Origin of the sequence: Mycolicibacterium llatzerense (assembly GCF_000878195.1) — a bacterium.
Taxonomy (GTDB): domain Bacteria; phylum Actinomycetota; class Actinomycetes; order Mycobacteriales; family Mycobacteriaceae; genus Mycobacterium; species Mycobacterium llatzerense.
Genome location: NZ_JXST01000046.1, coordinates 14,225 through 38,010 on the forward strand (window position 1 = coordinate 14,225; position 23,786 = coordinate 38,010).

The following is a 23,786-nucleotide window of genomic DNA, read 5'->3' on the forward strand; positions in this document are numbered from 1 at the left end:
TCAGGCCCTGCGGGCCAGGAACCGGGCGAACGGGATGAGCATCGTGAACTCGGCGATCAGCACCACCGTGATCATCACCGTGACGCGTGGATCGTCGAAGTTCTGGCCGGCCACCACGAAGGCCGCCGCCGCATTGCGCTGCGCCGTGCCCAATGCGAGCACCGGCCGCGCGGTGGTGCTGAAAAACACCAGACCCCAACCGATTCCGGCGCACACGGCGGTGTACACGATGGCCGCCAGGATGCCACGGGTGCCGTACACCGACAGCACCTCCCGGAAATTGGCGACGATCGTCAGGACGACCACCAGCACCATACTGACGGTGCTGAGCAGTCCGATGGCCGGCCTGATCCGCGCGGCCACCGTCGGAGCCTGCTTCCGGCAGAACAGTCCGATCGCCAAGGGGATCAGCATGAGGACCACCAACGACGACGCGATCGCGAGCGGATCGACCTCCGATCCTTTGAGGAAGATCGGCAGCACGATCGGCACGTAGGCCACCGTGGTGATCATCAGCAGCGCCATCAGGCCCACCGTCAAACCCGCGTCGGCCTTGGCGAACTCGGCGAGTTTGATCAGGAACGGCGCGCCCGCCGCCAGCCCGCACAGCAGCAGGCCGATGCCCAGTGGCTCGTCGAGGGCCAGTAGGCGCCACAGTCCGAAGGCAACCAGCGGCGCCGCAACGAAATTGGCGACCAGGGCCAGGCTCACCACCCGAATGTCCTTGAGTGGCGCCAGAATCTGGGCCGGGGTCAGGCTCAGCCCGACGCCGAGAGTGCTGGACGCCACGAACAGGACGACGGCGATGTTGGCACCGCGCGCCGCCAGATCGCTCAGCGTCACATCGTCACCAGATTGCGCCAGAACGACTTCAGGCTGTCGCTGGCGCCGAACAGGGTCGTGAAGTGCGTTGAGTCGACCAGCACGATGTCGCCCGCACGGTCACCGGTCGGCGGCATGTGGATCAGCGCGTTGAACTCCGTATTGCCCGCCAGGGTGAACGGGTGCGGCCGGGTTTGGTCGATCAGCTGCCGGCCCAGCACCCGGAGGTCCGGGCTCTCCGGGGCGGTCAGCGCGTAGTGCGGCAGGTGTGGATGCAGGGCCAGCGTGGTGACGTCCCGCAGCAGGCCGGCCGAATCCAGATCACGGAAAGCGGTAAGCGGCACAATCTGTTTGGTGCCCTCAACCGTCGCGGGGCGCAGGCCCCAGGTGTTGTGCACCGGGATGTTCAGCCCGGTCAGCAGCGACCGCGCGAAACCGCTGAAGCGCTGGATCCGGGGCGTCAGCGGGTCGCCGTGGTGCAGGTACTCCATCTGCTGCTGCTCTTTGTCGTCGGTGAAGCCGACGTCGTGGTGCGGGGCCAGCATCAGGCACGTGCCCTCGCGCTTGAGCCACTGCTGGATCGCGGCGATCTCTTCCGGGGCGGCGTCCTCGTCGCCCAGCAGGTGGTCCAGGCCGAAGATCATCAGAGTGTCGGTGTCGTTCAGGATGCGCTCATCGATCGGCAGCCGGTAACCGGCCTGATCGACCCGCTGGAACACCGCCACCGGATGCCCGGTCGCTTCCCCGGCCACGTCCTGGAAGGCCAACGAGGAGCGGTGGAACAGCTCCAACGTGCCGTCGACGCCCTGCAGGAAGTTCCGCGGGCTGTAGTCGGGACCTTCGTACGCCGGCCACGTCGCCGCGCGCACCTCGGTCATGGTGGAGAACCGGTTGTACAGCAGCGCCGGGTCGCGCTGCGCCTCCCACGGGTAGCTCCACGACCAGTAGATGCTGACACGTCGGTTGCCGTTGTGCGGGCGGGTGATGTGCGCCTGGTTGTAGGTGCGGGCGTAGGACTGTGTCGATGCCATGATTTCTCCTAGTTCTTCAAAGTCGAGAGATGACGCAGTGCGCTCAGGCCGGGCAGGAAGAAATACGCCCCGCCGCGCAGCGTGGTGAATGCCGGTAACCCCTTGTGTACCTTGCGGATCGGCCGCTTCGGGATCGTGAAGTCCAGCGTGCCGTCCTGGGTGCCGCAGATGGGGTCGTGTTCGTTGCCGAGCTCCTGGAACGCCGCGTCGTTGATCCACACGTTCTGAGCGAACTCGAACTGCCGCACCAGGCTGGCGCAGATCAGGAACATTCCCACGCCGCGTTCGACACCGTCGTCGGGCACGCCCTCCGGCAGTGCCGGCCCGTACGTGCCACTGCGCCGGATCAGCCTGCGCCGATTGGGATTCGGCTCGGTATCACGTGGATTGAGCCGACGCGCATGCGAGCCCAGCGGACACTTATAGCCGTGCGGATCCATCGTGCCGTAGTCGAAGTCGTTGTTGCGCATCGGATCCGCACCGAGCTCGGGATCGTCGTGCTCAGGGGCCAGCACCAACGGAGCACCGCTGCGCCAGCGGCCCATGAACTTGGCCGCCAACAGCTCCTGGCTCTCGGCGTCCTCGGCGTTCTGCCGCAGATAGTCGCGGAAGACCCCGACATGCTCCTCCAGACGGCGGTATGCCATGAAACTGCCGTTGCGGGAAAGAGTATCGAGCGCAGGCTGATTCGATATCAGCCCCTCTTCGTCCGGATAGCCGAGCAGGAACTCGCCCGGGGCCAGCGCCCCACCCGCACCCGGGATCAACTCCTCGCCGGACCCCTGCATCTGCGGCTGGGATACCGGATCGCGGTACCCGAAGTGATCGTGGTCGTAGTCGAACGGCGCGGTGGCCGCCAGATCCAGATGCGACAGCGACCGCACCCCGGGGCAGCGGGCCAGCAGCGCGTCGTGTTCACCGACGCACCGCACCCGTTCGTCGTCGTCCCGGGCGAACAGGATGACGATCGCGTGCAGATCGTCGCCCGCGAGCCCACCCACCCAATGCTCGGGTGCGGCCGCACCGGTATCGCCGAGGATGTCGGCGCGGGCGGCCATGCCCTCCCGGAACTCGGCGGGGAAGGTGGCCAGCGCGTCCTCGTCAAGTCCCAACGCGCGCAAGCCGTTCCAGGCGAACGCCAGGTTGACCCACCGCTTGAAGATGTTGACCGTCTTGCGGACATCGGTCGCCGACTGCACGAGGGGAACCATCTCGGCCAGCCAGGCTTGGCCGGCTTCGGGAGTGTCGAAGGTCAGGAACTCGTACCGGCCGGTCAGATGAGGCGTCCCGGTCAGCATGATGTGCTGAATGTCGTCGAATTCGAGGGCTGTCACTGCATTTGGTCCAACATCTCGGAGAACGCGGCCTTGAGCCGCAGGGCCTTCTTGACCTCGACGGAGGTGACGTACGGATACTCGCCGTACTCCAGGAAGCTCGGTACCTGGTGCTCGCGGACGAACATGATGAAGGCCTCGGGGTTGGTCTTCCAATCCTCCGGGAAGCCCTCCAGGTGGGTGAACGCGGTGGTGATGCCGGTCGAGCTGAACAGCTTGACGGCGTCCTCGGTGTACTTGTCGAAGTCGGTATCGAAGATGCCCTGGTACTGGAAGTGCAGACCGGAGCCGACGTCGAACAGCTGCCACCGCAGGTAGTGCAGCTTCAGCGGGGCCAGGACGTCGGGCTGTGCGGCGACGGCGGCTTCGAGCTGTTTGCCGTAGTCGCGGATCGCCTGCTCATGGCCGTCGAGCACCTTGGCGATGATGTTGAAGCCGTAGCACGCCGGGGTGCGCGGGTAGACCGGTCCGTAGCGGCCGCGGGTCAGCTCGAAGTAGCCCTCCTTCGGGATGGCTAGAGCTGCGGGCTGGGTCCAATCGTCATTTCCGTTGTGCGCCATGGCAACGAGATTATGAGCGCCGCGCAGGCACGTCGTCCCCCGATTCGGGGGAAATCGTCGAAGCTGACTCAGCCGCGGCTGACGGTGTTGGACCTGCCCGGATTCGGGATGTCCGGCGTCCCCGAGTGATAGGTGACGTGGTTGTCCATGCCTGACGTGACGATCTTGTCGGCGGAGTCGACGGTCACGGTGTTCTCGATGCCGGATACCTGGACGGTCGAGCAGTGTCCGGTGATGGTGACGCTGTTGGACACCCCGCTGATGTTGATCGTGCGGTCGTTGCACGCCACGGTTCGGTGGCCACGCACGCCCGCGACCTGGATGGGCGCGTTGGGATCATCGGACTGCGGCGGCAATTCGACCAGGCCCGGTCCGGACATCACGGTGGTGCCGTTGACGACCACCGAGGATTCGTCGCCGGGGTGAGCCGGGGTCGGAACGGCGACCGAGACGCTGGGTTGCTGACCGGCGCTGGGCGGGAGAAACGTCGTGTGCTTCTTTCCGGTGAGGTTGGCGATGAAGACGATTCCCGCCACCACCGGACCCACCAACACTGCGAGGACGACGGCGCCCAAGATCATGCGACGTGCCGCGGTACTCGGCACCCCCGACGGCAGCGGCTGCGCCGGCCAGGTCTTCTGCGGTCGGCTGTACTGGGCAGAGTACGGCCGACTTGTGACCGGCGCCCGCGAGGACCACTGCTGGCCGGGTTCGGTCAGCTCCGAGGCCCGGGCCTGTTCGTTCATCGCGCGTTCGAGCTCGCGGATGCGGGCTTCGGGATCGTCGTCGCGACTCATGTTCCGATGCTGTCACACCCGGCGGGGCGGCTCAACGCCACAGGTAGCGGGTCTTGGGCCGGCCGGTCCCGCCGTATTCGCTTCGGCGCGTGACCGTTCCGTCGTCCGCCAGCCGTTCCAGATAGCGCCACGCGGTCACTCGGGCCACCCCGACCGCCTTCGCGGCCTCGTCTGCGGTCAGCCCGTCGGGACTGTCCCGCACCGCGCGGGCGATATCGTCGTTGGTCAGCGTGGCGGCGCCCTTCGGGGCCGCGGATTTGTCTGCGCCGGTGCGTAATTCGGCGAGCGCCCGGTCCACCTCGGCTTGGCTCGCGGCGTCTACCCCGGCCGGCAGCGCCGTCCGGTATCGCTGATAGCGATCCAACCGGTCCCGGAACGCGGCGAACGTGAAGGGCTTCAACAGGTAGGCCAGCGCACCGTGCGCGACGGCCGCCCGCACCATTTCGAGGTCGCGCTCGGAGGTGATGGCGATGATGTCCGGCGCCGGCCGCAGCCCGGACAGCGCCGAGGCCAGGCTGATCCCGGTGGCGTCGGGCAACCCGAGGTCCAGCAGCACCAGGTCGACGGGCTCGTCGGTGGTGGTCGCGCGGCTGGCGAACTGCATCGCCTCACGTGCGGTGTGTGCCACCGCTGCGACGGAAAAACCTTCCAGCCGTTCGACATACGTGCGGTGGGCCTCGGCGATCAGCGGGTCGTCGTCGACGATCAGCACCCTGGTCATCTGAGTACCGCCGGGATCGTCACCGAGACCACCGACCCGTAGCTGACGTCCGACTCGAGGGTGCCCCCGTGCCGCTTGACCACCTGCGCCACCAGGGCCAGGCCGAGGCCGTGCCCCGGCGCCGATTTCGTCGAATAGCCCCGGCGCATGGCGTTTTCGAAGGTCTCCGGGTCCATGCCGGAGCCGCTGTCGGCCACCCGCAGCACCAGTTCGGCACCCGGCTCGCAGCGCACCGTCACCTCAATCCACGGCTCGTCGCGGTCGCAAGCATCCATCGCGTTGTCGATCAGGTTGCCCAGCACCGTCACCATCTCCTGCCCGGTCAGCGGTAGATATGAAGTGTCCGAAGGCAATTGCGAGTCCAACGTGACGGTGAACTCGATACCACGCTCGTTGGCTTGTGCGCTCTTGCCCAGCAGCAGCGCCACCAGTGCGGGTTCATGGACCTCGCTGGATAGCCGGTCGACGAGTCGCTGCGACAGCTCCAGTTCGTCGGTGGCGAAGGCGACGGCGTCCGACGGGCGGCCCATCTCGACCATGGTGATCACCGTGTGCAGTTTGTTGGCGGCTTCGTGCGCCTGCGCCCGCAACGAATCGGTGAGGACCTTCAGTGAGCTGAGTTCGCCCAGGGTGCTTTGCAATTCGGTGCGGTCCCGGATCGTCACGACCTCCGAACCCGCGGCACCGAACACCGGTGAGCGGCTCACCACCAGCACCCGCTCGTCGGTGACGTGGACCTCGTCGCGCACGCCGGGGTCAGCGGCGCGCAGGAACTCCGGCAGATCGGACAGTGCCACCGTGCCCGGCGGCAGGGCCAGCAGGCGGCGCGCCTCGTCGTTGGCCAGCGCCACACGGCCCTTCTCGAGCACCAGCAGACCTTCCGAGACCGAATGCAGGACGGCGTCGTGGTGCTCGTACATCACGCGCAGTTCCTCCGGCCGCAGGCCGTGCGTCTGACGGAGCAGCCGGCGCCGGATCAGCCAGGCGCCGGCCAATGAAAGAGCAAGGGCGGCAAGGCTGATCGCCGCGATCACGGGAATCTGGTGGCGCCACTGCGCGGTCAGTGTGGTCTCGGTGATGCCCGCGGCGACCAGACCCAGCACCCGTCCGGAACCGTCCCGAACCGGGGCGATGGTGCGTACCGACCGGCCGAGCGTCCCGGTGTAGAACTCGGTGAACGTCTGGCCTTTCAGGGCCGGCTCCATGGTCCCCAGATAGTGGGCGCCGATCCGGCTCGGGTCGGTGTGGGTGAACCGGGTGCCGTCGGGCGCCATGACGGTGATGAACGCGACCCCGGTCTGTGCCCGAACGGTTTCGGTGACCGGCTGGAGCACCTCGGTGGCTCGGCCCGCCTGCAGCGCGGCCGCTGTCGATGGGGCATCGGCCAGCGCCGTGACGACGCCGGTCAGTAATTGCTTGGCCGCGGCGTCGTTGGTGCGGCGCGATTGCACCAGCGCCAGCGCGCTACCGGCGGCCAGCACCACGATGATGATCGCGATCTGCAGCGCGACGATCTGCCCAGCCAGAGACCAGCGCGGCGCGGCCGGCCATCTGCGCATCCCTGCGTCCTTCTGTGAACTTCCGTGAACGAAATGAACATATGCGTGACGTGCCTCACGTTCTGGACCAACATCCTTGCAGAAGTTTTCGCCATCGAGGCCGGAGGATTCCCCGACATGACTGATCAAGCGCCGCGTCGCGACCGCACGCACTGGCTGTACATCGCCGTGCTCGTCGCCGTCGTCGGCGGTGTGGCCGTTGGCCTCATCGCACCGGGGGTGGGCAAGGACATCGCGATCCTCGGCACCCTGTTCGTCAACCTGATCAAGATGATGATCACCCCGGTCATCTTCTGCACGATCGTGCTGGGCATCGGCTCGGTGCGCAAAGCGGCGACCGTCGGCAAGATCGGTGGCCTGTCGCTCGCCTACTTCCTGCTGATGTCGACGGTGGCGCTGGCCATCGGCCTCGTCGTCGGCAACCTTCTGAGCCCCGGATCAGGCCTGCACCTGTCCGCGCAGGCGACCGGCCAGGGCGCGAAACTGGCTCAGAAGGCGCACGAGGCGGGCGGTCTCATGGACTTCGTCTCGCACATCATCCCCGAGACCTTGCTGTCCGCTCTGACCAGTGGAAACGTGCTGCAGGCCCTGTTCATCGCGCTGCTCGTCGGATTCGCCGTGCAGGCGATGGGCACCGCCGGCGAACCCGTCCTGCGGGGCGTCGAGCACCTGCAGAAGTTGGTGTTCCGGGTGCTGAGCATGATCCTGTGGCTGGCCCCGATCGGCGCCTTCGGCGCGATGGCGGGCGTCGTCGGCCAGACCGGCTGGAAGGCGGTCACCCAGCTGCTGACCCTGATGCTCGGCTTCTACGTGACCTGCATCGTCTTCGTCTTCGGTGTGCTCGGGGTGGTGCTGTGGTCGGTGACGCGGATGTCGATCTTCCGGCTGGTCCGCTACCTGGCCCGCGAGTACCTGCTGATCTTCTCGACGTCGTCGTCGGAGTCGGCGCTGCCCCGGCTGATCGCCAAGATGGAACACCTGGGCGTGGACCGCAGCACCGTCGGCGTCGTGGTGCCGACCGGCTACTCGTTCAACCTCGACGGGACCGCGATCTACCTGACCATGGCGGCGCTGTTCATCGCCGACGCCATGGGACGGCCGATGGCGATCGGGGAGCAGCTGGCGCTGCTCGTCTTCATGATCGTCGCCTCCAAGGGCGCTGCCGGCGTCACCGGCGCCGGCCTCGCGACGCTGGCCGGAGGCCTGCAGAGTCACCGCCCGGACCTGCTGGACGGGGTCGGCCTGATCGTGGGTATCGACCGGTTCATGTCGGAGGCGCGGGCCGTCACCAACTTCTCAGGTAACGCGGTCGCCACGGTGCTGATCGGATCGTGGACCGGGACACTCGACCGCGCGAAGGCCGAGGCGGTGTTGCACGGCGCCGATCCGTTCGACGAACTGACGATGCTCGATTCGGGTGTCCCCAGCCCGTCCGCAACGTCGGTGTGACGCCCGTCTCATCATGAACAAAATGTGAACTCGTCGATAACAGCGAATCTCAAGCCCAGTTCAGGCGGGTGCTGACGCCCTAACGATCTTGATGAACAGAAGTGGGGCCTGAGTTGTATCGTGCGGATGAGACGGATGGGATTCAATGCGTTCGTGTCGCGGTGTGATGTTTCGCTCACTTTGCCTGGGAATGTCGGGAAACAGTGTTTGGAAACCCTCAGAAATGAGGTCTGCCTGAGTTTGCTCAAATTGAATTTGCCTGATGTTTACCCAGGTCGGAGCGTCGATCGCCTTTGATAACAAGTGCATAACAATTCGCACCTTAAGTAACTCCTAAGAGCACCTGTTCAATTCGCGATGTGGCGTCGCTGAAGCCGTCCGGAATGTCGGTGGGGATCACTACACTTCTTGAAAGCAGCGCTCATCCGGGCGCACCCGGACGGGAAATCGACTACCGGCGCGTTGCCGCGCTGGCGGAGGTACCGAAGATCGTGGCAAATAATAACGCTCGTGCAAAAGCGAAGCGGGCGGGCGCCCAGGCGCTGCGCGGAACCATGGACATCGCGCAGGTTGGCCGCGGCACCATCGCCGACATCGCCGAGAGCGCGGGCCAGTTGGTCGCGACCAGCTACGCCGACAACATGGTGTCGCTGATCGAGCCGCGCAGCCGCAGCATCCGCGATATCGCCGTCGACGGTGAGCCGTTCGCGGTCGTCGCCACCGATGACCGGGCCTACGTCGCCGTGTCGGGTGCCGAATTCGACGGCATCGCCGTCATCGACGTCGTCACCGGTGCCGAGCTGGCCGCCTACCCGCTGGCCTCCGGCGTCAGCGCCCTGGCAGTCAGCCCCGACGGCAAGCGCGTGTTCGCAGGCCGCGCTGGTGACGCCTACATCGACGTCGCCGTCATCGACATCACCGCCGACCGCGTCGGCACCATCGAGATCGCCACCGGTGCCGCCATCAGCATCGACGCCCTCTCGGTCGACCACACCGGTCGCCGGCTCTACGTCGCCACCACCGACGAGATGGGCAGCCAGCTGGTCGTCGTCGACACCGAGACCGCGCGCATCCGCAACACCATCGTCATCGGTGCCCCGATCCGCAGCCTGGCGCTCGGCCCGGACAACACCGCCTACGTGCTGACCTCGGACCTGACCGCCCGCGGTGAGGTGCACGTCGTCGACCTGGCCGCCGGCCGCGTGACCGGTCGCTTCGCCGTCGGTGACGCCCCGACCCAGCTGGTGCTCGGTGCCGACGGCACCCGCGCCTACGTGGTCGACTACGACCGCGTCTCGGTGTTCTGCACCCAGACCAACGCGGTCGTCGACACCATCACCGCCGATGTCCAGCCGTCCTGCGTCACCGTCAGCCGCGACGGATCGCGGCTCTACGTCGCGGACGTGGCCGGTGACGTCACCGCGGTCGCCGTCGAGGCGCCCAAGCCGCTGCTCTACTCGCAGTTCATGGCGACCAAGTCCGTGGCCATGAACGACGTGCGCGCGCTGGAGCCCGCGACCGTCTGATCAGTCCAAAGAGAACGCCCCCACTGTGAAGGTGGGGGCGTTCTGCGTTGTGCGGCTAGTGCGTGCCCGTGCAGTCGAGCGACACCGAAATGGTCTTGCTGGTCTGCGGCAGCAGGATGGAGTTGCCGTTGCGGCCCAGGACCGGTCCGGCGAACGGCACCCACTGCGTGGTCGACTGCGGATTGCGCACACTGGATACGCTGCACTGGGACATCGGCGCCGTCCCCAGCTTGTCGATCGTGACCACATAGCCCTCGGACTGCAGCCGGTTGATCGTGTCTTGTGCCGTTTCAGCAGCGGCCAATCCCGCCGGTGCCAGCACAGTCAGCGCAGCTCCGGCCATCGCTGCGGCGAGCGTCCAATTCCTGCGCATGATTTTCTCCTGTCGTGCCAACACTAATCATCCTCCTACCTGGCAGGGTCGGCTAGCATCTCGACATCCCAGCGGCAGCAACCCAGAGGCGAAATTCACGATGCTCAGTACGATGCAGGACGCCCCGCTCACCATCGCCACGATCATGCGGCACGCGACCGGGCAGAATTCCCGCCGAACCGTCACCACGGCGCTCGGCGGCGGGCAGTACCGCACCGTGAACTACGGCGAAGTCGGCGAGCAGTGCGGGCGGCTGGCCAACGCGTTGCGCGGTCTCGGCATCACCGGGGACCAGCGGGTGGCCACGTTCATGTGGAACAACGCCGAACACACGGTGGCGTACCTGGCCGTTCCGTCGATGGGTGCGGTGCTGCACACCCTCAATATCCGGCTCTCACCCGAGCAGATCGCGTACATTGCCAACGAGGCCGAGGATTCGGTCGTCATCGCCGACCTCTCGTTGACCGCTCAGCTCGCCCCGGTGCTGCCGCAGATGACCACGGTGCACACCGTGATCGCCATCGGCGCAGGGGATTTGGGGCCGCTGGAAGCCTCGGGCAAGACGGTCCTGCGGTACGACGAACTGCTGGCCGCCCAGCCCGCCGACTTCGACTGGCCCGAGATCGACGAGTGGTCCGCAGCCGCGATGTGTTACACCAGCGGCACCACCGGAAATCCCAAAGGCGTTGTCTACAGCCATCGTTCGAGCTTCTTGCATGCTATGGCGACGTGCACCAGCAATGCGCTGGACGTCGGTAGTGACGACGTGACCCTGCCCATCGTGCCGATGTTCCACGCCAACGCCTGGGGTCTGCCGTACGCCGCGCTGATGGCCGGCGCCGACCTGGTGATGCCGGACCGGTTCCTGGACGGCGCGTCGCTGATCGACCTCATCGAGACCCATCGCCCGACCATCGCCGGCGCCGTTCCGACGATCTGGAACGACGTGATGAACTGCCTGGAAAAGAACCCGGGACACGACATTTCGTCCCTGCGGATCGTCGGCTGCGGCGGCTCGGCCGTGCCGGTGTCGATGATGCGGATCTTCCAGGAACGGTACGGCGTCCACATCCGTCAGGCCTGGGGGATGACGGAGACCTCACCGCTGGCCACCACCGCCAAGCCGCTGCCGAACGTGTCCGACGAGCAGTACTGGGCGTCCCGCGCGACCGCGGGGCGTCCGATGTGCGGCGTCGAAATCCGGATCGTCGACGACGCCGGCGCCCCGCTGCCGCACGACGGAGAAGCGGTCGGGGAGATCGAGATTCGCGGGCCGTGGATCACCGGCAGCTATTACCTCGGCTACGACGCGAGCAAGTTCGACAGTGGCTGGCTGCGCACCGGTGACGTCGGCCGCATCGACGACTGCGGGTTCGTCACGCTCACAGACCGAGCCAAGGACGTCATCAAGTCCGGCGGCGAGTGGATTTCGTCGGTCGAGCTGGAGAACCACTTGATCGCGCACCCGGCCGTGCTGGAGGCCGCCGTGGTCGCCGTGCCCGACGATCGCTGGCAGGAGCGCCCGCTGGTTGCTGTGGTGCTGCACGACGGCGCTGCCGCGACTGCCGTCGAGCTGCGAGAGTTCTTGGCGGACAAGGTGGTTCGCTGGTGGCTGCCCGAGCGCTGGACATTCATCGACCAGGTGCCCCGCACCAGCGTCGGCAAGTACGACAAGAAGACCATCCGCGCCCGGTACGCCGACGGCGCCTACGAGGTCGTCACCATCTAGTTCCCTCGCGAGCAGACGCGAAACTGTCGTATTTCGGCCAAAAACGACAGTTTTGTGTCTGCTCGCGGGATCAAGCGCGGACCGCGAGGGTCGACATCAGGTCGGCGAGCCGGTCCGGCCGGTCGAGCATCGAGAAAGTCCTTGCACCGTCGATGATTTCGAGGCGGGCGTGCGGGATCAGGTCCGCCAGCTTCTCGCCGTCGCCGACTTCGAAGAACACGTCGTCGGCCGACCACGCGATGAGCGTCGGCTTATCGAACTCGGGCAGCCGCGCCGCCACCGCGGTGGTGACCTCGGTGCGCAGCGAGCTGGTGAACACTCGGAGGTCCTCGGCGATCGCTGGATTTGACAGCGGGTAGCTGACCCATTCCCGGGTCAGGGCATCGAGGTCGGAGTAGGCGAGGCCGGCATAGGCGCGCTTGCGTACCAACGGGATTCGGATTGCCTGGGCGGCGGTGCGGAACAAGGCCTTCGAGCGCGAAGCTGTGATCAACGGCTTGAGGATCGGCGGCGGAAAGTGCTCGAACGCATCGCAACTGGTCAGCACCATGGCGCCGATGCGCTCGGGGTGGTGGACCGCGACCAGTTGGGTGACGACACCGCCGGTGTCGTTGCCGACGATGACGACGTCGTCGAGGTCGAGTGCGGCCAGGGTGTCGGCGACGATGCGCGCGACGCCGTGGATGCTCCGGTCGGCACCGGGGCGCAGCGGTTCGGGATGTGCGCCGAGGGGCCAGGTCGGGACGATGCACCGCAGGCCTTGGGCTGCCAGCCGCGTTGCGACCTGTCGCCACAGCTGGCCACCCATCATGTATCCGTGTACGAAGACGACGGGTCTGCCGTCCTTCGGCCCGAATTCCTCGAAATGGATGGTTCCGGCGTTAATCTCGATGATCGACATGGATCACTCCTAGCTCGATACTGATTTACAAACAGGCTGTCCGCAACTTACCAACAGGGTGTATGGAAAACAAGAGGCGTACCCAGGAAGAACGCTCCGCGGCGACGCGTGAGGCGTTGATCGTCGCTGCGCGGCGACTGTGGGGTGAGCGTGGTTATGCCGAGGTGGGTACGCCCGAGATCGCGACGACCGCCGGGGTCACGCGCGGCGCGATGTACCACCAATTCGCCGACAAGGCTGCGCTTTTCCTGGCCGTGGTGGAGGCGGTGGAGCAGGACGTGATGGCCCGGCTCGGGGAGTCGGTGGCGGCGTCCGGCGCGACGACACCGGCCGATGCCATCCGGGCCGCGGTCGACGGCTGGCTGGAGGTTTCCGGCGACCCCGAGGTGCGGCAGCTGGTCCTGTTGGATGCCCCGAGCGTGCTGGGCTGGGCGGGCTTTCGTGATGTGGCCCAGCGCTACAGCCTGGGTATGACGGAGCAGTTGCTCAGCGAGGCCATCAAGGCCGGCCAGCTGGCCCGTCAGCCGGTGCGGGCACTGGCGCACGTGTTGATCGGGGCCCTCGACGAGGCGGCCATGCTCATCGCCACGTCCGAGGACCCGAAGAAGACTCGTCGCGAGACCAGGCAGGTGCTGCGCCGCCTGGTCGACGCCATGTTCGCGGGCTGATTACTGCCGCGAGTTACAGCCGCGAGCAGACGCAAAACTGTCGTTTCCGCTCGGAAATTGACAGTTTTGCGTCTGCTCGCGAGAGGTGGTGACTAGCGCTCGGCGCGCTGGTAGGCCGTCACGACGGCGGCGCCGCCCAGGCCGATGTTGTGCTGCAGGGCGGCGTTGACGCCGTCGACCTGACGCTTGTCGGCGGTGCCGCGCAGCTGCCAGGTCAGCTCGGAGCACTGGGCCAGGCCCGTCGCGCCGAGCGGGTGACCCTTGGAGATCAGGCCGCCCGACGGGTTGACCACCCAGCGCCCGCCGTAGGTCGTGTCGTTGTTGTCGATCAGCCGCGGGGCTTCACCCTCGCCGCACAGGCCCAGGGCTTCGTACAGCAGCAGCTCGTTGGCGGAGAAGCAGTCGTGCAGCTCGATGACCTGGAAGTCTTCGGGGCCGAGGCCCGACTGGTCGTAAACCTTCTGTGCGGCTTGCACATTCATGTCGTAGCCGATGATGTTGGCGGCGCTGCCGTCGAACGTCGACGCGAAGTCGGTCGTCATGGCCTGGCCGACGATCTCGACGGCCTGCGAGGCCAGCCCGTGCTTGTCGACGAACGCCTCGCTCGCGACGATCGCCGCACCCGACCCATCGGAGGTGGGGGAGCACTGCAGCTTGGTCAGCGGGTCGGAGATCATCTTGGCGGCCAGGATGTCGTCGAGCGTGTACTCGTCCTGGAACTGTGCGTACGGGTTGTTCACCGAATGCTTGTGGTTCTTGTAGCCGATCTTCGCGAAATGTTCGGCGGTGGTGCCGTACTTCTTCATGTGCTCACGGCCGGCCGCACCGAACATCCACGGCGCCACGGGGAAGGCGAACTCGTCGATCTCGGCCAGGGCCTTGACGTGCCGGCCCAGCGGCGATTCGCGGTCCTGTGCGCCGCCACCGAGCGAGCCCGGCTGCATCTTCTCGAAGCCCAGCGCGATGGTGCAATCCGCCAGGCCGCCGCGAATCGCCTGCGCGGCAAGGTAAAGCGCGGTCGAACCCGTCGAACAGTTGTTGTTGACGTTGACGATCGGGATGCCCGTCATGCCCAGTTCGTACAGGGCGCGCTGGCCGGAGGTCGAGTCGCCGGAGCAGTAGCCGACGTACCCCTGCTCCACCTGGTCGTACGAGATGCCGGCGTCGGCGAGCGCCTTGTTGCCGGACTCGTTCGCCATCTGCGGGTAGTCCCAGCCTTCGCGACTGCCGGGCTTCTCGAACTTGGTCATGCCGACGCCGACGACGAACACACGATTCTTGGCCATGGGTTTCCTTTCGTTACTACCTGTAGTTCAGTCACGCGCGGCGCTTTTAGTCAAGACCTCAAAGGTCTGGTCTCCGGAGCCGAGCCGGTGGTATACAACCTAGAACCTGTTCTAGTTCTGCCGGTCCTCAGGAGGTTTCATGGCGTTGCGGGTCGTGCAATGGGCAACCGGCGGAGTCGGCGTCGCCGCGATCAACGGCGTGCTGGAACACCCCGACCTGGAGCTCGTCGGCTGTTGGGTGCATTCGGAAGCCAAGAATGGCAAGGACGTTGGCGAGATCATCGGCGTGGCGCCGCTCGGTGTCACCGCCACCAACAACATCCAGGACATCCTCGACCTGGACGCCGACGCCGTCATCTACGCCCCGCTGATGGCCAACCCCGACGAGGTCGCCGCGCTGCTGCGGTCCGGCAAGAACGTGGTGACGCCGGTCGGCTGGGTGTACCCGAGCGAAAAGCAGGGCGCGCCGGTGCGCGAGGCCGCGTTGGCCGGTGGCGTCACGCTGCACGGCACCGGCATCGCGCCCGGCGGCATCAGCGAGAAGTTCCCGCTGCTGTTCTCGGCGATGTCCACCGGCGTGACTTTCGTTCGGGCCGAAGAGTTCTCGGACCTGCGGACCTACGAGGCACCCGACGTGTTGCGGCACGTGATGGGGTTCGGTGAGACCCCGGACAAGGCGCTGACGGGCCCCATGCAGAAGCTCCTGGACAGCGGCTTCATCCAGGCTGTCCGGATGTGCGTCGACCAATTCGGTTTCAACGCCGACCCGAAGATCGTTGCCCGCCAAGAGGTTGCGGTGGCGACCGCGCCCATCGACTCGCCGCTGGGGCCCATCCAGCCCGGCCAGGTGGCGGCCCGCAAGTTCCACTGGGAGGCGGTCGTCGGCGACGAGGTCGTCGTCCGCGTCACCGTCAACTGGTTCATGGGCGAGGAAAACCTCGATCCTGCATGGGATTTCGGCCCCGAAGGGCAACGCTACGAGATGGAGGTCAAAGGCAATCCGGACTTCACCGTGTCGATCAAGGGCTTTCAGGGACTCGTCGGCGAGGACGGACCGGAACCCGGCGTCGTCGGCACCGCCGCCCACTGCGTCAACTCCGTGCCCGCGGTGTGTGCCGCGGAACCGGGTATCGCCACCTATCTGGACCTGCCGCTCGTCAGCGCGAAGGCGCTGCCGCGCCTGAGATAGCGTTCATTCGCGCACGCTCGCGGGAAATGGGCTAGGGCTGGATCAGGATGCGGATCGGATTGCCTTCGGCCCGATCGAGTTTCGCGATGCCTTCGGCGACGTCCTCGAGCGGGACGATCTCGCTGATCGACCGAGTGAGGTCGAGGCGGCCGCGAGAGACCAGCGTGGCCAGGGTGCCGATGTCGGCGTTCTGGTAGCCCAGATGGCCGAGCACCTGCTTGCGGGTCAGGTTGAAGAACGACGTGGGGCCGATCGTCGGGGCGTCTGCGCTCATGCCGACACCGACGAACCGGCCGCCGACGGTCAGTGACGCCAGCGCCTGATCGAACGTCGAGCCCTTGCCGACGGCGTCGAACGCGACATCGAGCATCCGGCCTCCGGTGGCCGACGCGATCTGCGCCGCCAGTTCCGGGTCGCGCGCGTCGAACGCGTAGTCCGCGCCGACCGCCAGCGCGCGCTCCAGCACCGCCGGATTGACGTCGACGGCGATGATGGGCGCGGCCCCGACCAACCGGGCCAACTGCACGATGTGCGTGCCGAGGCCGCCCACACCCCACACTCCGACGGACTCGCCGATCCCCACCTGGCCGGTCCGGACCACGGCGCCGAACGGCGTGGACACCGCGTCGGCCAGGATCGCGGCCTGCTCCAGCGGCACGTTGTCGGGTACGCGGGTCAGCCCGAAGGCCTGTGCGACCGTGTACTCGGCCCAGCCGCCGTCGTATGCGAACGCCATGAGCCGGATCCGCAGACAGTTCGACATGTCGCCGCGCATACAGTTCACGCAGCCCATGCAGGGCTTACCGGCGGCGACGACGACGCGGTCGCCCTCGGCCCAGCCGGTGACACCCGGTCCCAGCTTGGCGACGGTGCCTGATGTCTCGTGCCCTTGGGTCACCACCGGGAGCTGCGACGGGAACGTGCCGTTGATCAGGCTGAGGTCGGAGTGGCAGATGCCGCAGTAGGCGACTTTGACGAGTACCTCGCCGGGGCCTGGTTCTGGAATCGGAACATCTTCCACCACAATCTTTTTGGTGTCGGAGTAGAACCGTTGGGCCCGCATCGTTGAGGTCATGACACTCCAGTGGTCAGCTTCGATGGTTACGATCGCCATCATGGCGCAGGCATTGGTGGTCGAGCAATCACGAACAGTTCCCGTCACGGTCGCTGACGCGTTCAGCGGTACGGTTCCGATGCCGTTGAACGAGCTGTTCTGTCGGTGGTACGGGCCGATCCCGCCGATCAAGGCGGTTCGTGACCAGACCGGCATCTGGGACGCGGTCGGGCAGACCCGCACGATTCTGCTGCGGGGCGGTGGCAGCATGGCCGAGACGCTGACGTCGTTCAACGAGCCGCACTCGTTCGGCTACACCCTGTCCGACATCACCGGCCCGATGGCCGCGCTGATCAGCGGCGTCAACGGCGAATGGCTGTTCCAACCCGCCGGCACCGGTACCAAGATCACCTGGCGCTGGACCTTGCATCGGCGCAGTGCGGCGACCGCTCCGCTGCTGCCGGTGTTCGGCCGGTTGTGGAAGGGCTACGCCGGCCGGTCCCTGGAGCATCTTTCTGCCCTCCTGGTGGGATGACAGTCCCACGATGCACGCCGGATCATGTTAGATGAACTAATGACTAAGCGTGCGCTCGTTTTGGCTGGTGGCGGCATCGCCGGCATCGCATGGGAGACCGGCATTTTGCAGGGAATCGCCGACGAAGCCCCCGAGATCGCGGCAGCGGTGCGGAATGCGGATGTGGTGTTGGGCACCTCGGCGGGCTCGGCGGTCGGCGCTCAGCTGGGCAGTGCGCTGAGCATCGGCGAGCTGTTCGAACGCCAGGTCGCCGCCGAGTCCGCGGAGATCAGCCCCGGTATCAACATCGAAGTCGTCTTGACCGTGTTCATCGAGGCGATGTCCACCGCCAACGGCACCCGCGCCCAGCAGTTGCGGCGCCTCGGGGCCGCCGCGGCGGAGGCCGACACCGTCAGCCAGGCCGTGCGCCGCGACGTCATCGAGCGCCGGCTGCCGTCGCACGAGTGGCCCGACCACGACCTGCGCATCACCGGCGTCGACATCGACACCGGCGAGTTGGTGGTGTTCACCCGCGAGTCGGGAGTGTCCCTGGTCGATGCGGTCCAGGCCAGTTGCGCGGTGCCGGCGGCCTGGCCGATCGTGACCATCGGCGGCCGCCGGTACATGGACGGCGGCATGGGCAGCAGCGTCAACATGGTCGCGGTCAAGGACTGTGACGCCGCCGTCGTCCTCGTCCCGGCTCCGTCAGACTCGCCGTCACCGTTCGGTGCGGGCCCCGGCGCCGACGTCAAGAGTTTCGCGGGCAGCGCCTGCGCCATCTACGCCGACGACGAGTCCCTCGCCGCCTTCGGTCTCGATCCGCTGGATCCGGCCTGCCGCATTCCGTCGGCGCAGGCCGGCCGGGCGCAGGGCCGCAGGGTTGCGGCTGAGGTCGCCGCGTTTCTGGCCTAGTTGCCGAGATCGAGGGAATCGAGTGCGGCGCTGGCCAATTCGTGCCCGATGTCGATGACCTCATCGGCGCGATAGAACTCCAGGCTGCGGCACACCGTGCGCGGGACCTCGATCAGCAGATCAGGTGGGTACGCCGCCAGGGTGTGTCGCATCAACGCGGCCTGCGAGATTTCGATGGTGCGGTTCATGACCTCGAACCCGCCGAGCCGCGGCACGGCAGAGTCCTCGGCATCGGCGTCGGCCTCGGCGGGGTTGTCGATGCCGTCGACCGCATTGCTGAAGCGGCTCAGCACCGATCGTGCGGTGGGGCCGTCGAGCAGCGTGCTCGCCGCGGCCCGGTCGATCAGTGACGTCGTGCTGCGTCGCATCCGGCTCAACAGTTCGGCGGTGGCACTGGGGGACTCCGCCGGGTGACTGGGGTCGCTGGCGTTGAGGCTGACCGCGATGGTCAGGTCGGCGTTGACGGCCGCGAGCGGCGCCATGGGCAGCGGGTCCAGGATGCCGCCGTCGGCCAGCAACCGGCCATCGAGCAGATACGGGGCGATGACGCCGGGGATGGCGATGGAGGCCCGGATGGCCGCATCGATGGGGCCGCGCTGCAGCCAGACCGACTTTCCCGCGATCAGGTCGGTTGCGACGGCGGTGAAGGGGATCGGCAGGCTCTCGATGGTCCGCGGGCCGATGATCTCGCGGACGGTGGCCAGAATCTTCTCGGCTCGCAGCACCCCGGCGGCGGTGAGGGACGGATCGAGCAGGCGGAGTACCGCGCTCTGGGTGAGGGCGCTGGCCCACGCTGTGAATTCGTCGAGTTTGTCGGCGGCTTGCAGGGCGCCGACGAGTGCGCCCATGGACGAACCGGAGATGCCGACGACGTCGTATCCGCGCTCGCGAAGCGCGTCGATGACTCCGATGTGTGCATAACCCCGGGCGCCACCGCTGCCGAGGACCAGTGCGACCCGCATGGCCCTATCTTGGCGTGCGGATCAGGCTGAGGTGAGGCGAGGCGGCGTCAGCAGCGGATGCGCGAGAAGAACGCCGCGGAGATCAGGCCGATGATCAGCGCGACCTGTGGCTGTCCGCTGCTCATGGCGAAGACGATGCCGCTGACGGATGCGACCGCGATGAGCAGCAGCAGGGTGCCCATGAAGAGCATCCGGCGCCCGTTGACCGCGCCACTGTGCGCCCGTGCGACCGGTACGTGCTGACGAGCAACCATCGGGCTCATCCCTTCGACTATGAGTGAGACACCCCATAGTGTGCACCATTATGTGAGTCGAAGCACAATTACTGGCCAGTAGTTGGGAAATACGTCGCATTCGTTAGCTGATCTCATTGGTTTCGCGATGTTTTGCCTGGTCGACGGGCAAATTTATTAGTTGTGCTTTGTGTTCTGGGAATGGCATTCGGGTTCGATTTCGCGCCGTAAGAGGCGGCAAAATTAATTTGTTGAACTAATCTAATTAATTCTCCGGAGGCGCCGGCTTGCGTGCGATGTATGACATCGCGAGCGTGCGGTCAGATCGCGAAATCGATGTTGCCAGGGTCCAGCGTGCGTTCAAGGCTGGCCTCCGCTGGTTCGGAGCGAGACCCGCTCGCAGGAGTGCCTAGCGTCAATCACCAATCGCACGCGGCGACCGTGATTGCACTCAGGGACCTTTCCGCGGCGTCTGCGGTCCCTGAGTGCAAAAACCGCCGGTCGATCGCAGTGCTGATTGCGCTCAGGTACTTGTCCCTGGGGATCGGGACTGACACCGCGACGAACACCGCTCGGCCGGCACAGATCAGGTCCGCCGCCACGTACGACGGTGGCGCGAGCCTGACGGGACGGCGGAAACACGCGTCGAAATTCGCCGTGTGGTCAGGCTCGGTGAAGGTCGAGGACGTTGAGTCTGAACTGAGGTCGCAAAAGTTCGATTGAGCAGGTGCGCAGGTGCGCAGGTTCGCGGCCGCCGCTGACGCGCTTCAGTTGACGCAGGGGATTCCGCCGTTGGCCCGCACGGGCGGGCCGGATTCGGGCGTCGGCAACGTGGTGTCGTAGTTGGACGACTTGGCCGCGGCCATGGAGACGCTGTCCAGGGTGTCGGGTACCTGGTAGCCCGGACCCAGCGTGACGTGGATGCGGCCCGCGGGCACCGACGGGTCGGCACGGACCGCGTCGATGCCGAGCAGTTCGGCCAGGTGCTTGGCCTCGGCGTCGGCTCCGGTGCCGAAGTCGACGGCCGTCGAGCTCAGCTCGCCGTCCTGCGAGCTCCTGGTCTGGCCCATGGAGTATTCGAGATCGCCCAGGATCTCCGACATCTGCCGGCCCAGGCCCATCACGTCGGAACCGTTGATGACGTCGATGATCGCGGTCTTCGCGTTCTTCGACGTGGTGCCCGTGCTGTCCGAGGCCTTGTCCAGCGTGGACGGCTCGGTCGACGTGGTCGGCGTCGACGTCGTCGCTCCCGGCGGCGGCTTGAGGCCGAAAGCCTTGGCGACCTCGGTCTTGACGGCCATCGGGTCGACGATGTTGACGTCCTGGCCGTCGATGTTGTCGTAACGCACGACGGGCAGCGTCCGGTACTGGACGTTCGCGCCGCCGGCGATCTCGCCCATGCGCTTGAACTGCTCCTGGCCCCAACCGGCCGACAGCACGACGTCCTTCTGTGCCACGCCGATCAACTGGTTCAGCTTGCCGAGGTCGCTGAACGATCCGTCCTGCTGCAGCTGGTGCATCACCGAGATCAGGAACGCCTGCTGGCGGTGGGTCCGGTCCAGATCGCCGTTGTCGAGGCCGTGCCGCTGCCGGACGAAGGCGACGACCTGCGAGGCGTCGAGGGTCTGCCGGCCGGCCGGGAAATCGGCGCCGGAGTAGTCGTCGTACACCGGGTGGTTCAGGCAGATCTCGACGCCGCCGAGGCTCTCGGCGATGTCGTAGAAGCCGGCGAGGTTCACCTCGGCGAAGTAGTCGATGGGCGCACCGGTCAGGTTGCGGACCGCGGCCAGTGTCGCGGCGCGGCCGGCCTCGCGGCTCTTGCGCTCCAGCTCGGCCTGGTCGGTGACGCCCTTGTCCATCAGGTGCTGCATGGCGTTGGCCTTGGTCAGGCCGTACGCCTCTTTGATCTTGATGTGGTCGTACCCGGGGATGCCGGTGACCCGCACGTAGTCGTCACGCGGAATCGAGAACGCGACCACGTGGTTGTCGGCGGTGATGTGCGCCAGGATCAGCGTGTTGGTGTTGTAGCCGCCGTTATCGGAATCGCCGGCGTGCAGCTTGTCGAGCAGTGCCTGCGGCAGGTCGTTGCCCTGCTGGTCTTTGCGGGAGTCCAGGCCGATCAGCAGGATGTTCATCGCCCCGCCGGTGGACTTCGGCGCGTCCGCTCCGAGTGCGTCGCTGACCGTGATGCCGTGCAGCGCGCCGCGCACCGTCCACCAACCCAGACCGGTCGCCGCCACGGCCACGACCGTCACCAGCGCGAGCGCTACGCGGCCGACGGTGTCCCAGCCCACGCGGGCGCTGAGCAGGCTTTGCAGCCGGCTCCGGCGGTGCCGGGCTGGAAGACGGTGGCGGGCGGAATCGCTGCGCTGGAAATCGGGGGTGCTCAGATGCGACCTCGAGGGGATGCGGTCATGGCGTTCATCTCGGCGGGCCTCGCGGGTACGTGTGGGCCGCCGGTCGGATCCGGCGGTCGGAAGTTCGGTAGCACCGCGGCCCGCGTGGATGCGTGTTCAGTGACCGGACGGCAGCACCACCGATTTTAGGGCAACGCCCCTGACTCAGCGAATCCTCAGAGAACGCCGGTGATCAGCCGCATTCGCCCTTGGATGCGCTGGTCGCGGCCATGATCACGCCCGCCTGTTGGGCTGCTGTGAGCTCGACCCAGGGGGTGTTGAAGTTACCGGGATCACGTGTTTCCGGCCTTTGCAGGATGCTCAGGTACGGCTCGACCAGCGTCGTCGGGTCGGCTCGCTGGCCGTCCATCCACAGTTTCGCGGCGTGGCAGGCCTGGCCGAATTCGGACTCCGTGGCCGCCGACGGGACGTCGACGGCGGTCGTCACACCGCCAGGGGAGACGGCGACCCCGCCGGGGGCCGGGTGTTCGTGCGACTGCGTGGGCAGCTCGGCGGCGGGCGTCTGAGCAGTACCCGACTGCTTGTCCGGACCGCAGCCCGTGAGCACGGTCAAGGCGGTGGCGGTGAGCAGCGTTGCTCGGCTGATGGTCAGCATGAGAGCCAATCTAGGTCGTCGCGCATTCAGGATCACCCTGACGCTAACCCTTTCCCACTCGCCGGGGGCCCGTCAGGATGGGGAACATGGCAGTGCAGAACGTGCAGAACGCGACGTGTTGTCGGGCTTGAGCCCGGCCTCATGAGGGCTGATAGCCCACCGTTCGTTTCTGCATTGGAGTTCCGTCATGTCCGTCCTGACCGATTTTTCTGTATCTGGTCCTGCTCTCGTCGCGCCGACCCGATTGCGCCTACCCGACCTGCTGCACGCCACTGACCGGTGCGCAGACGATGTGCTCAGTGGTCGATACGACCGGCTGTTGCCCGCCGATGGCCTGCCACTCGAAGAACGTTGGTACCGCCGGTTGTACGGCGACGACGAACTCGATCTCTGGTTGATCAGCTGGGTCCCCGCGCGCAGCACCGAACTGCACGACCACGGCGGATCGCTGGGTGCGTTGACCGTGGTGTCGGGTGCGCTGGAGGAGACCCGATGGGACGGTCGCGGGCTGCGCCAACGCACGTTGGCGGCCGGTGACCAGGCGGCGTTCCCGCTGGGCTGGGTCCACGACGTGGTGCGCGCCGCCGATGAGCCGGCGACGGTATCGAATCCCACCTTGAGCGTGCACGCCTATTCGCCGCCGCTGACCGCCATGTCGTACTACGACGTCTCCGATAGCAACAAGCTGCGTCGCGTCTACACCGAACTCACCGACAAACCCGAGGGGGACTGATGCCCAGCAAAGTCGACGCGATGCTGGACGCCGCGCGGGAGCGGTTGGTCCGGCTGTCGGCCGCCGAAATCCCGGCCGCGCTGAATCGGGGCGCCGTGCTCGTGGACATCAGGCCGGCCGCGCAGCGCGCCGTCGAGGGCGAGTTCCCCGGCGCGCTCGTGGTTGAGCGCAACGTCCTGGAATGGCGCTGCGACCCGACCAGCGATGCCCGCCTGCCGCAGGCCACCGGCGACGACGTCGAGTGGGTCGTGCTGTGCTCGCAGGGTTACACCTCGAGCCTGGCCGCCGCGGCGCTGCAGGATCTGGGGCTCTACCGGGCCACCGACGTCATCGGCGGGTACCGGGCGCTGGTCGCCGAAGGACTGCTGGGCGGGACGGCCGCGTCGGTGCTGCTACGTGCCGGCGCTTGGGTGTAGCGGGG

The 23,786-nt window shown here is 66.7% G+C and carries 24 protein-coding genes; 9 read left to right on the plus strand and 15 right to left on the minus strand.

The annotated features are described in order from the left end of the window. From TL10_RS24800 to TL10_RS24830, 7 genes are all read right to left on the minus strand, one after another. The gene (locus tag TL10_RS24800; RefSeq protein ID WP_043987779.1) at nt 1-843 is read right to left on the minus strand and encodes a bile acid:sodium symporter family protein; all 843 of its coding nucleotides are present in this window, start codon (nt 841-843) and stop codon (nt 1-3) included. Continuing rightward, on the minus strand, nt 840-1,853 hold the full coding sequence (locus TL10_RS24805) for a hypothetical protein (RefSeq protein ID WP_043395895.1): 1,014 nt from the start codon (nt 1,851-1,853) through the stop codon (nt 840-842). Before TL10_RS24805 ends, TL10_RS24800 begins: the two co-directional genes overlap by 4 nt. 8 nt (nt 1,854-1,861) lie before the next feature. Next, the gene (locus tag TL10_RS24810; protein WP_338048690.1) at nt 1,862-3,187 is read right to left on the minus strand and encodes a Dyp-type peroxidase; all 1,326 of its coding nucleotides are present in this window, start codon (nt 3,185-3,187) and stop codon (nt 1,862-1,864) included. Then, complete coding sequence (locus TL10_RS24815; protein ID WP_043987781.1) at nt 3,184-3,747, minus strand: hypothetical protein; 564 nt, start codon at nt 3,745-3,747, stop codon at nt 3,184-3,186. The genes TL10_RS24810 and TL10_RS24815 overlap by 4 nt, the downstream gene beginning before the upstream one ends. Nucleotides 3,748-3,815: 68 nt before the next feature. Further along, entirely contained in the window at nt 3,816-4,544 is a 729-nt protein-coding gene (locus TL10_RS24820) for a DUF3060 domain-containing protein (RefSeq protein ID WP_043987782.1), read from the minus strand. Between the two features lie 31 nt (nt 4,545-4,575). Then, nucleotides 4,576-5,265, minus strand: a complete 690-nt coding sequence (locus TL10_RS24825; RefSeq protein WP_043987783.1) for a response regulator — start codon at nt 5,263-5,265, stop codon at nt 4,576-4,578. Further along, complete coding sequence (locus TL10_RS24830) at nt 5,262-6,824, minus strand: sensor histidine kinase (protein WP_043987784.1); 1,563 nt, start codon at nt 6,822-6,824, stop codon at nt 5,262-5,264. The genes TL10_RS24825 and TL10_RS24830 overlap by 4 nt, the downstream gene beginning before the upstream one ends. Nucleotides 6,825-6,941: 117 nt before the next feature. Here TL10_RS24830 and TL10_RS24835 point away from each other — a divergent pair, with 117 nt between their 5' ends. Together TL10_RS24835 and TL10_RS24840 are read left to right on the plus strand one after the other, a co-directional pair. Further along, nucleotides 6,942-8,273, plus strand: a complete 1,332-nt coding sequence (locus TL10_RS24835; protein ID WP_043396082.1) for a cation:dicarboxylate symporter family transporter — start codon at nt 6,942-6,944, stop codon at nt 8,271-8,273. 491 nt (nt 8,274-8,764) lie between these two features. Continuing rightward, nucleotides 8,765-9,799, plus strand: coding sequence for an MmpL3/TtfA transport complex stabilizer (locus tag TL10_RS24840; protein WP_231575578.1), 1,035 nt, complete (start codon nt 8,765-8,767; stop codon nt 9,797-9,799). Between the two features lie 55 nt (nt 9,800-9,854). On the opposite strand, the gene TL10_RS24845 is transcribed toward TL10_RS24840, so the two are convergent. After that, nucleotides 9,855-10,172: a hypothetical protein gene (locus TL10_RS24845; protein ID WP_043395880.1), complete on the minus strand. Its 318-nt coding sequence runs from the start codon at nt 10,170-10,172 to the stop codon at nt 9,855-9,857. 100 nt (nt 10,173-10,272) lie between these two features. On the opposite strand from TL10_RS24845, the gene TL10_RS24850 reads away from it, so the two are divergent. After that, nucleotides 10,273-11,901: a fatty acid--CoA ligase gene (locus tag TL10_RS24850; protein ID WP_043987785.1), complete on the plus strand. Its 1,629-nt coding sequence runs from the start codon at nt 10,273-10,275 to the stop codon at nt 11,899-11,901. Nucleotides 11,902-11,971: 70 nt separating this feature from the next. Here TL10_RS24850 and TL10_RS24855 read toward each other — a convergent pair whose 3' ends face one another. Continuing rightward, the gene (locus tag TL10_RS24855; RefSeq protein WP_043987786.1) at nt 11,972-12,802 is read right to left on the minus strand and encodes an alpha/beta fold hydrolase; all 831 of its coding nucleotides are present in this window, start codon (nt 12,800-12,802) and stop codon (nt 11,972-11,974) included. A 62-nt stretch (nt 12,803-12,864) separates the two neighbouring features. Between TL10_RS24855 and TL10_RS24860 the strand changes: the two genes are divergently transcribed. Then, complete coding sequence (locus TL10_RS24860) at nt 12,865-13,470, plus strand: TetR/AcrR family transcriptional regulator (protein ID WP_043395874.1); 606 nt, start codon at nt 12,865-12,867, stop codon at nt 13,468-13,470. Nucleotides 13,471-13,562: 92 nt separating this feature from the next. Here TL10_RS24860 and TL10_RS24865 read toward each other — a convergent pair whose 3' ends face one another. After that, nucleotides 13,563-14,756, minus strand: coding sequence for a lipid-transfer protein (locus TL10_RS24865; protein WP_043395871.1), 1,194 nt, complete (start codon nt 14,754-14,756; stop codon nt 13,563-13,565). Between the two features lie 139 nt (nt 14,757-14,895). Between TL10_RS24865 and TL10_RS24870 the strand changes: the two genes are divergently transcribed. Further along, on the plus strand, nt 14,896-15,945 hold the full coding sequence (locus TL10_RS24870; protein WP_043395867.1) for an NAD(P)H-dependent amine dehydrogenase family protein: 1,050 nt from the start codon (nt 14,896-14,898) through the stop codon (nt 15,943-15,945). Between the two features lie 31 nt (nt 15,946-15,976). Here the strand turns inward: TL10_RS24870 and TL10_RS24875 are convergent, their stop codons facing one another. After that, nucleotides 15,977-17,020 carry a zinc-binding dehydrogenase gene (locus TL10_RS24875; RefSeq protein ID WP_043396079.1) on the minus strand — a complete coding sequence of 348 codons (1,044 nt, stop codon included), beginning with the start codon at nt 17,018-17,020 and terminating at the stop codon, nt 15,977-15,979. A 40-nt stretch (nt 17,021-17,060) separates the two neighbouring features. Between TL10_RS24875 and TL10_RS24880 the strand changes: the two genes are divergently transcribed. Both TL10_RS24880 and TL10_RS24885 read left to right on the plus strand, forming a co-directional pair. Next, the gene (locus tag TL10_RS24880; RefSeq protein ID WP_043395864.1) at nt 17,061-17,534 is read left to right on the plus strand and encodes an SRPBCC family protein; all 474 of its coding nucleotides are present in this window, start codon (nt 17,061-17,063) and stop codon (nt 17,532-17,534) included. A gap of 39 nt (nt 17,535-17,573) precedes the next feature. Further along, nucleotides 17,574-18,425, plus strand: a complete 852-nt coding sequence (locus TL10_RS24885; RefSeq protein WP_043987787.1) for a patatin-like phospholipase family protein — start codon at nt 17,574-17,576, stop codon at nt 18,423-18,425. On the opposite strand, the gene TL10_RS24890 is transcribed toward TL10_RS24885, so the two are convergent. The 4 genes from TL10_RS24890 to TL10_RS24910 form a co-directional block, all read right to left on the minus strand. Beyond that, nucleotides 18,422-19,387 carry a patatin-like phospholipase family protein gene (locus tag TL10_RS24890; RefSeq protein WP_043395858.1) on the minus strand — a complete coding sequence of 322 codons (966 nt, stop codon included), beginning with the start codon at nt 19,385-19,387 and terminating at the stop codon, nt 18,422-18,424. The two genes, TL10_RS24885 and TL10_RS24890, sit on opposite strands and share 4 nt — an antisense overlap. 47 nt (nt 19,388-19,434) lie before the next feature. Beyond that, complete coding sequence (locus TL10_RS24895; RefSeq protein ID WP_043395855.1) at nt 19,435-19,650, minus strand: hypothetical protein; 216 nt, start codon at nt 19,648-19,650, stop codon at nt 19,435-19,437. 737 nt (nt 19,651-20,387) lie between these two features. After that, entirely contained in the window at nt 20,388-22,010 is a 1,623-nt protein-coding gene (locus tag TL10_RS24905) for an LCP family protein (RefSeq protein ID WP_043395849.1), read from the minus strand. A gap of 199 nt (nt 22,011-22,209) precedes the next feature. Beyond that, the gene (locus TL10_RS24910; RefSeq protein WP_043987789.1) at nt 22,210-22,632 is read right to left on the minus strand and encodes a lipoprotein LpqV; all 423 of its coding nucleotides are present in this window, start codon (nt 22,630-22,632) and stop codon (nt 22,210-22,212) included. A gap of 187 nt (nt 22,633-22,819) precedes the next feature. Here TL10_RS24910 and TL10_RS24915 point away from each other — a divergent pair, with 187 nt between their 5' ends. Both TL10_RS24915 and TL10_RS24920 read left to right on the plus strand, forming a co-directional pair. Beyond that, nucleotides 22,820-23,365, plus strand: coding sequence for a cysteine dioxygenase (locus tag TL10_RS24915; RefSeq protein ID WP_043395846.1), 546 nt, complete (start codon nt 22,820-22,822; stop codon nt 23,363-23,365). Continuing rightward, nucleotides 23,365-23,781: a rhodanese-like domain-containing protein gene (locus TL10_RS24920; RefSeq protein WP_043987790.1), complete on the plus strand. Its 417-nt coding sequence runs from the start codon at nt 23,365-23,367 to the stop codon at nt 23,779-23,781. Before TL10_RS24915 ends, TL10_RS24920 begins: the two co-directional genes overlap by 1 nt. The last annotated feature ends 5 nt before the right edge of the window (nt 23,782-23,786 follow it).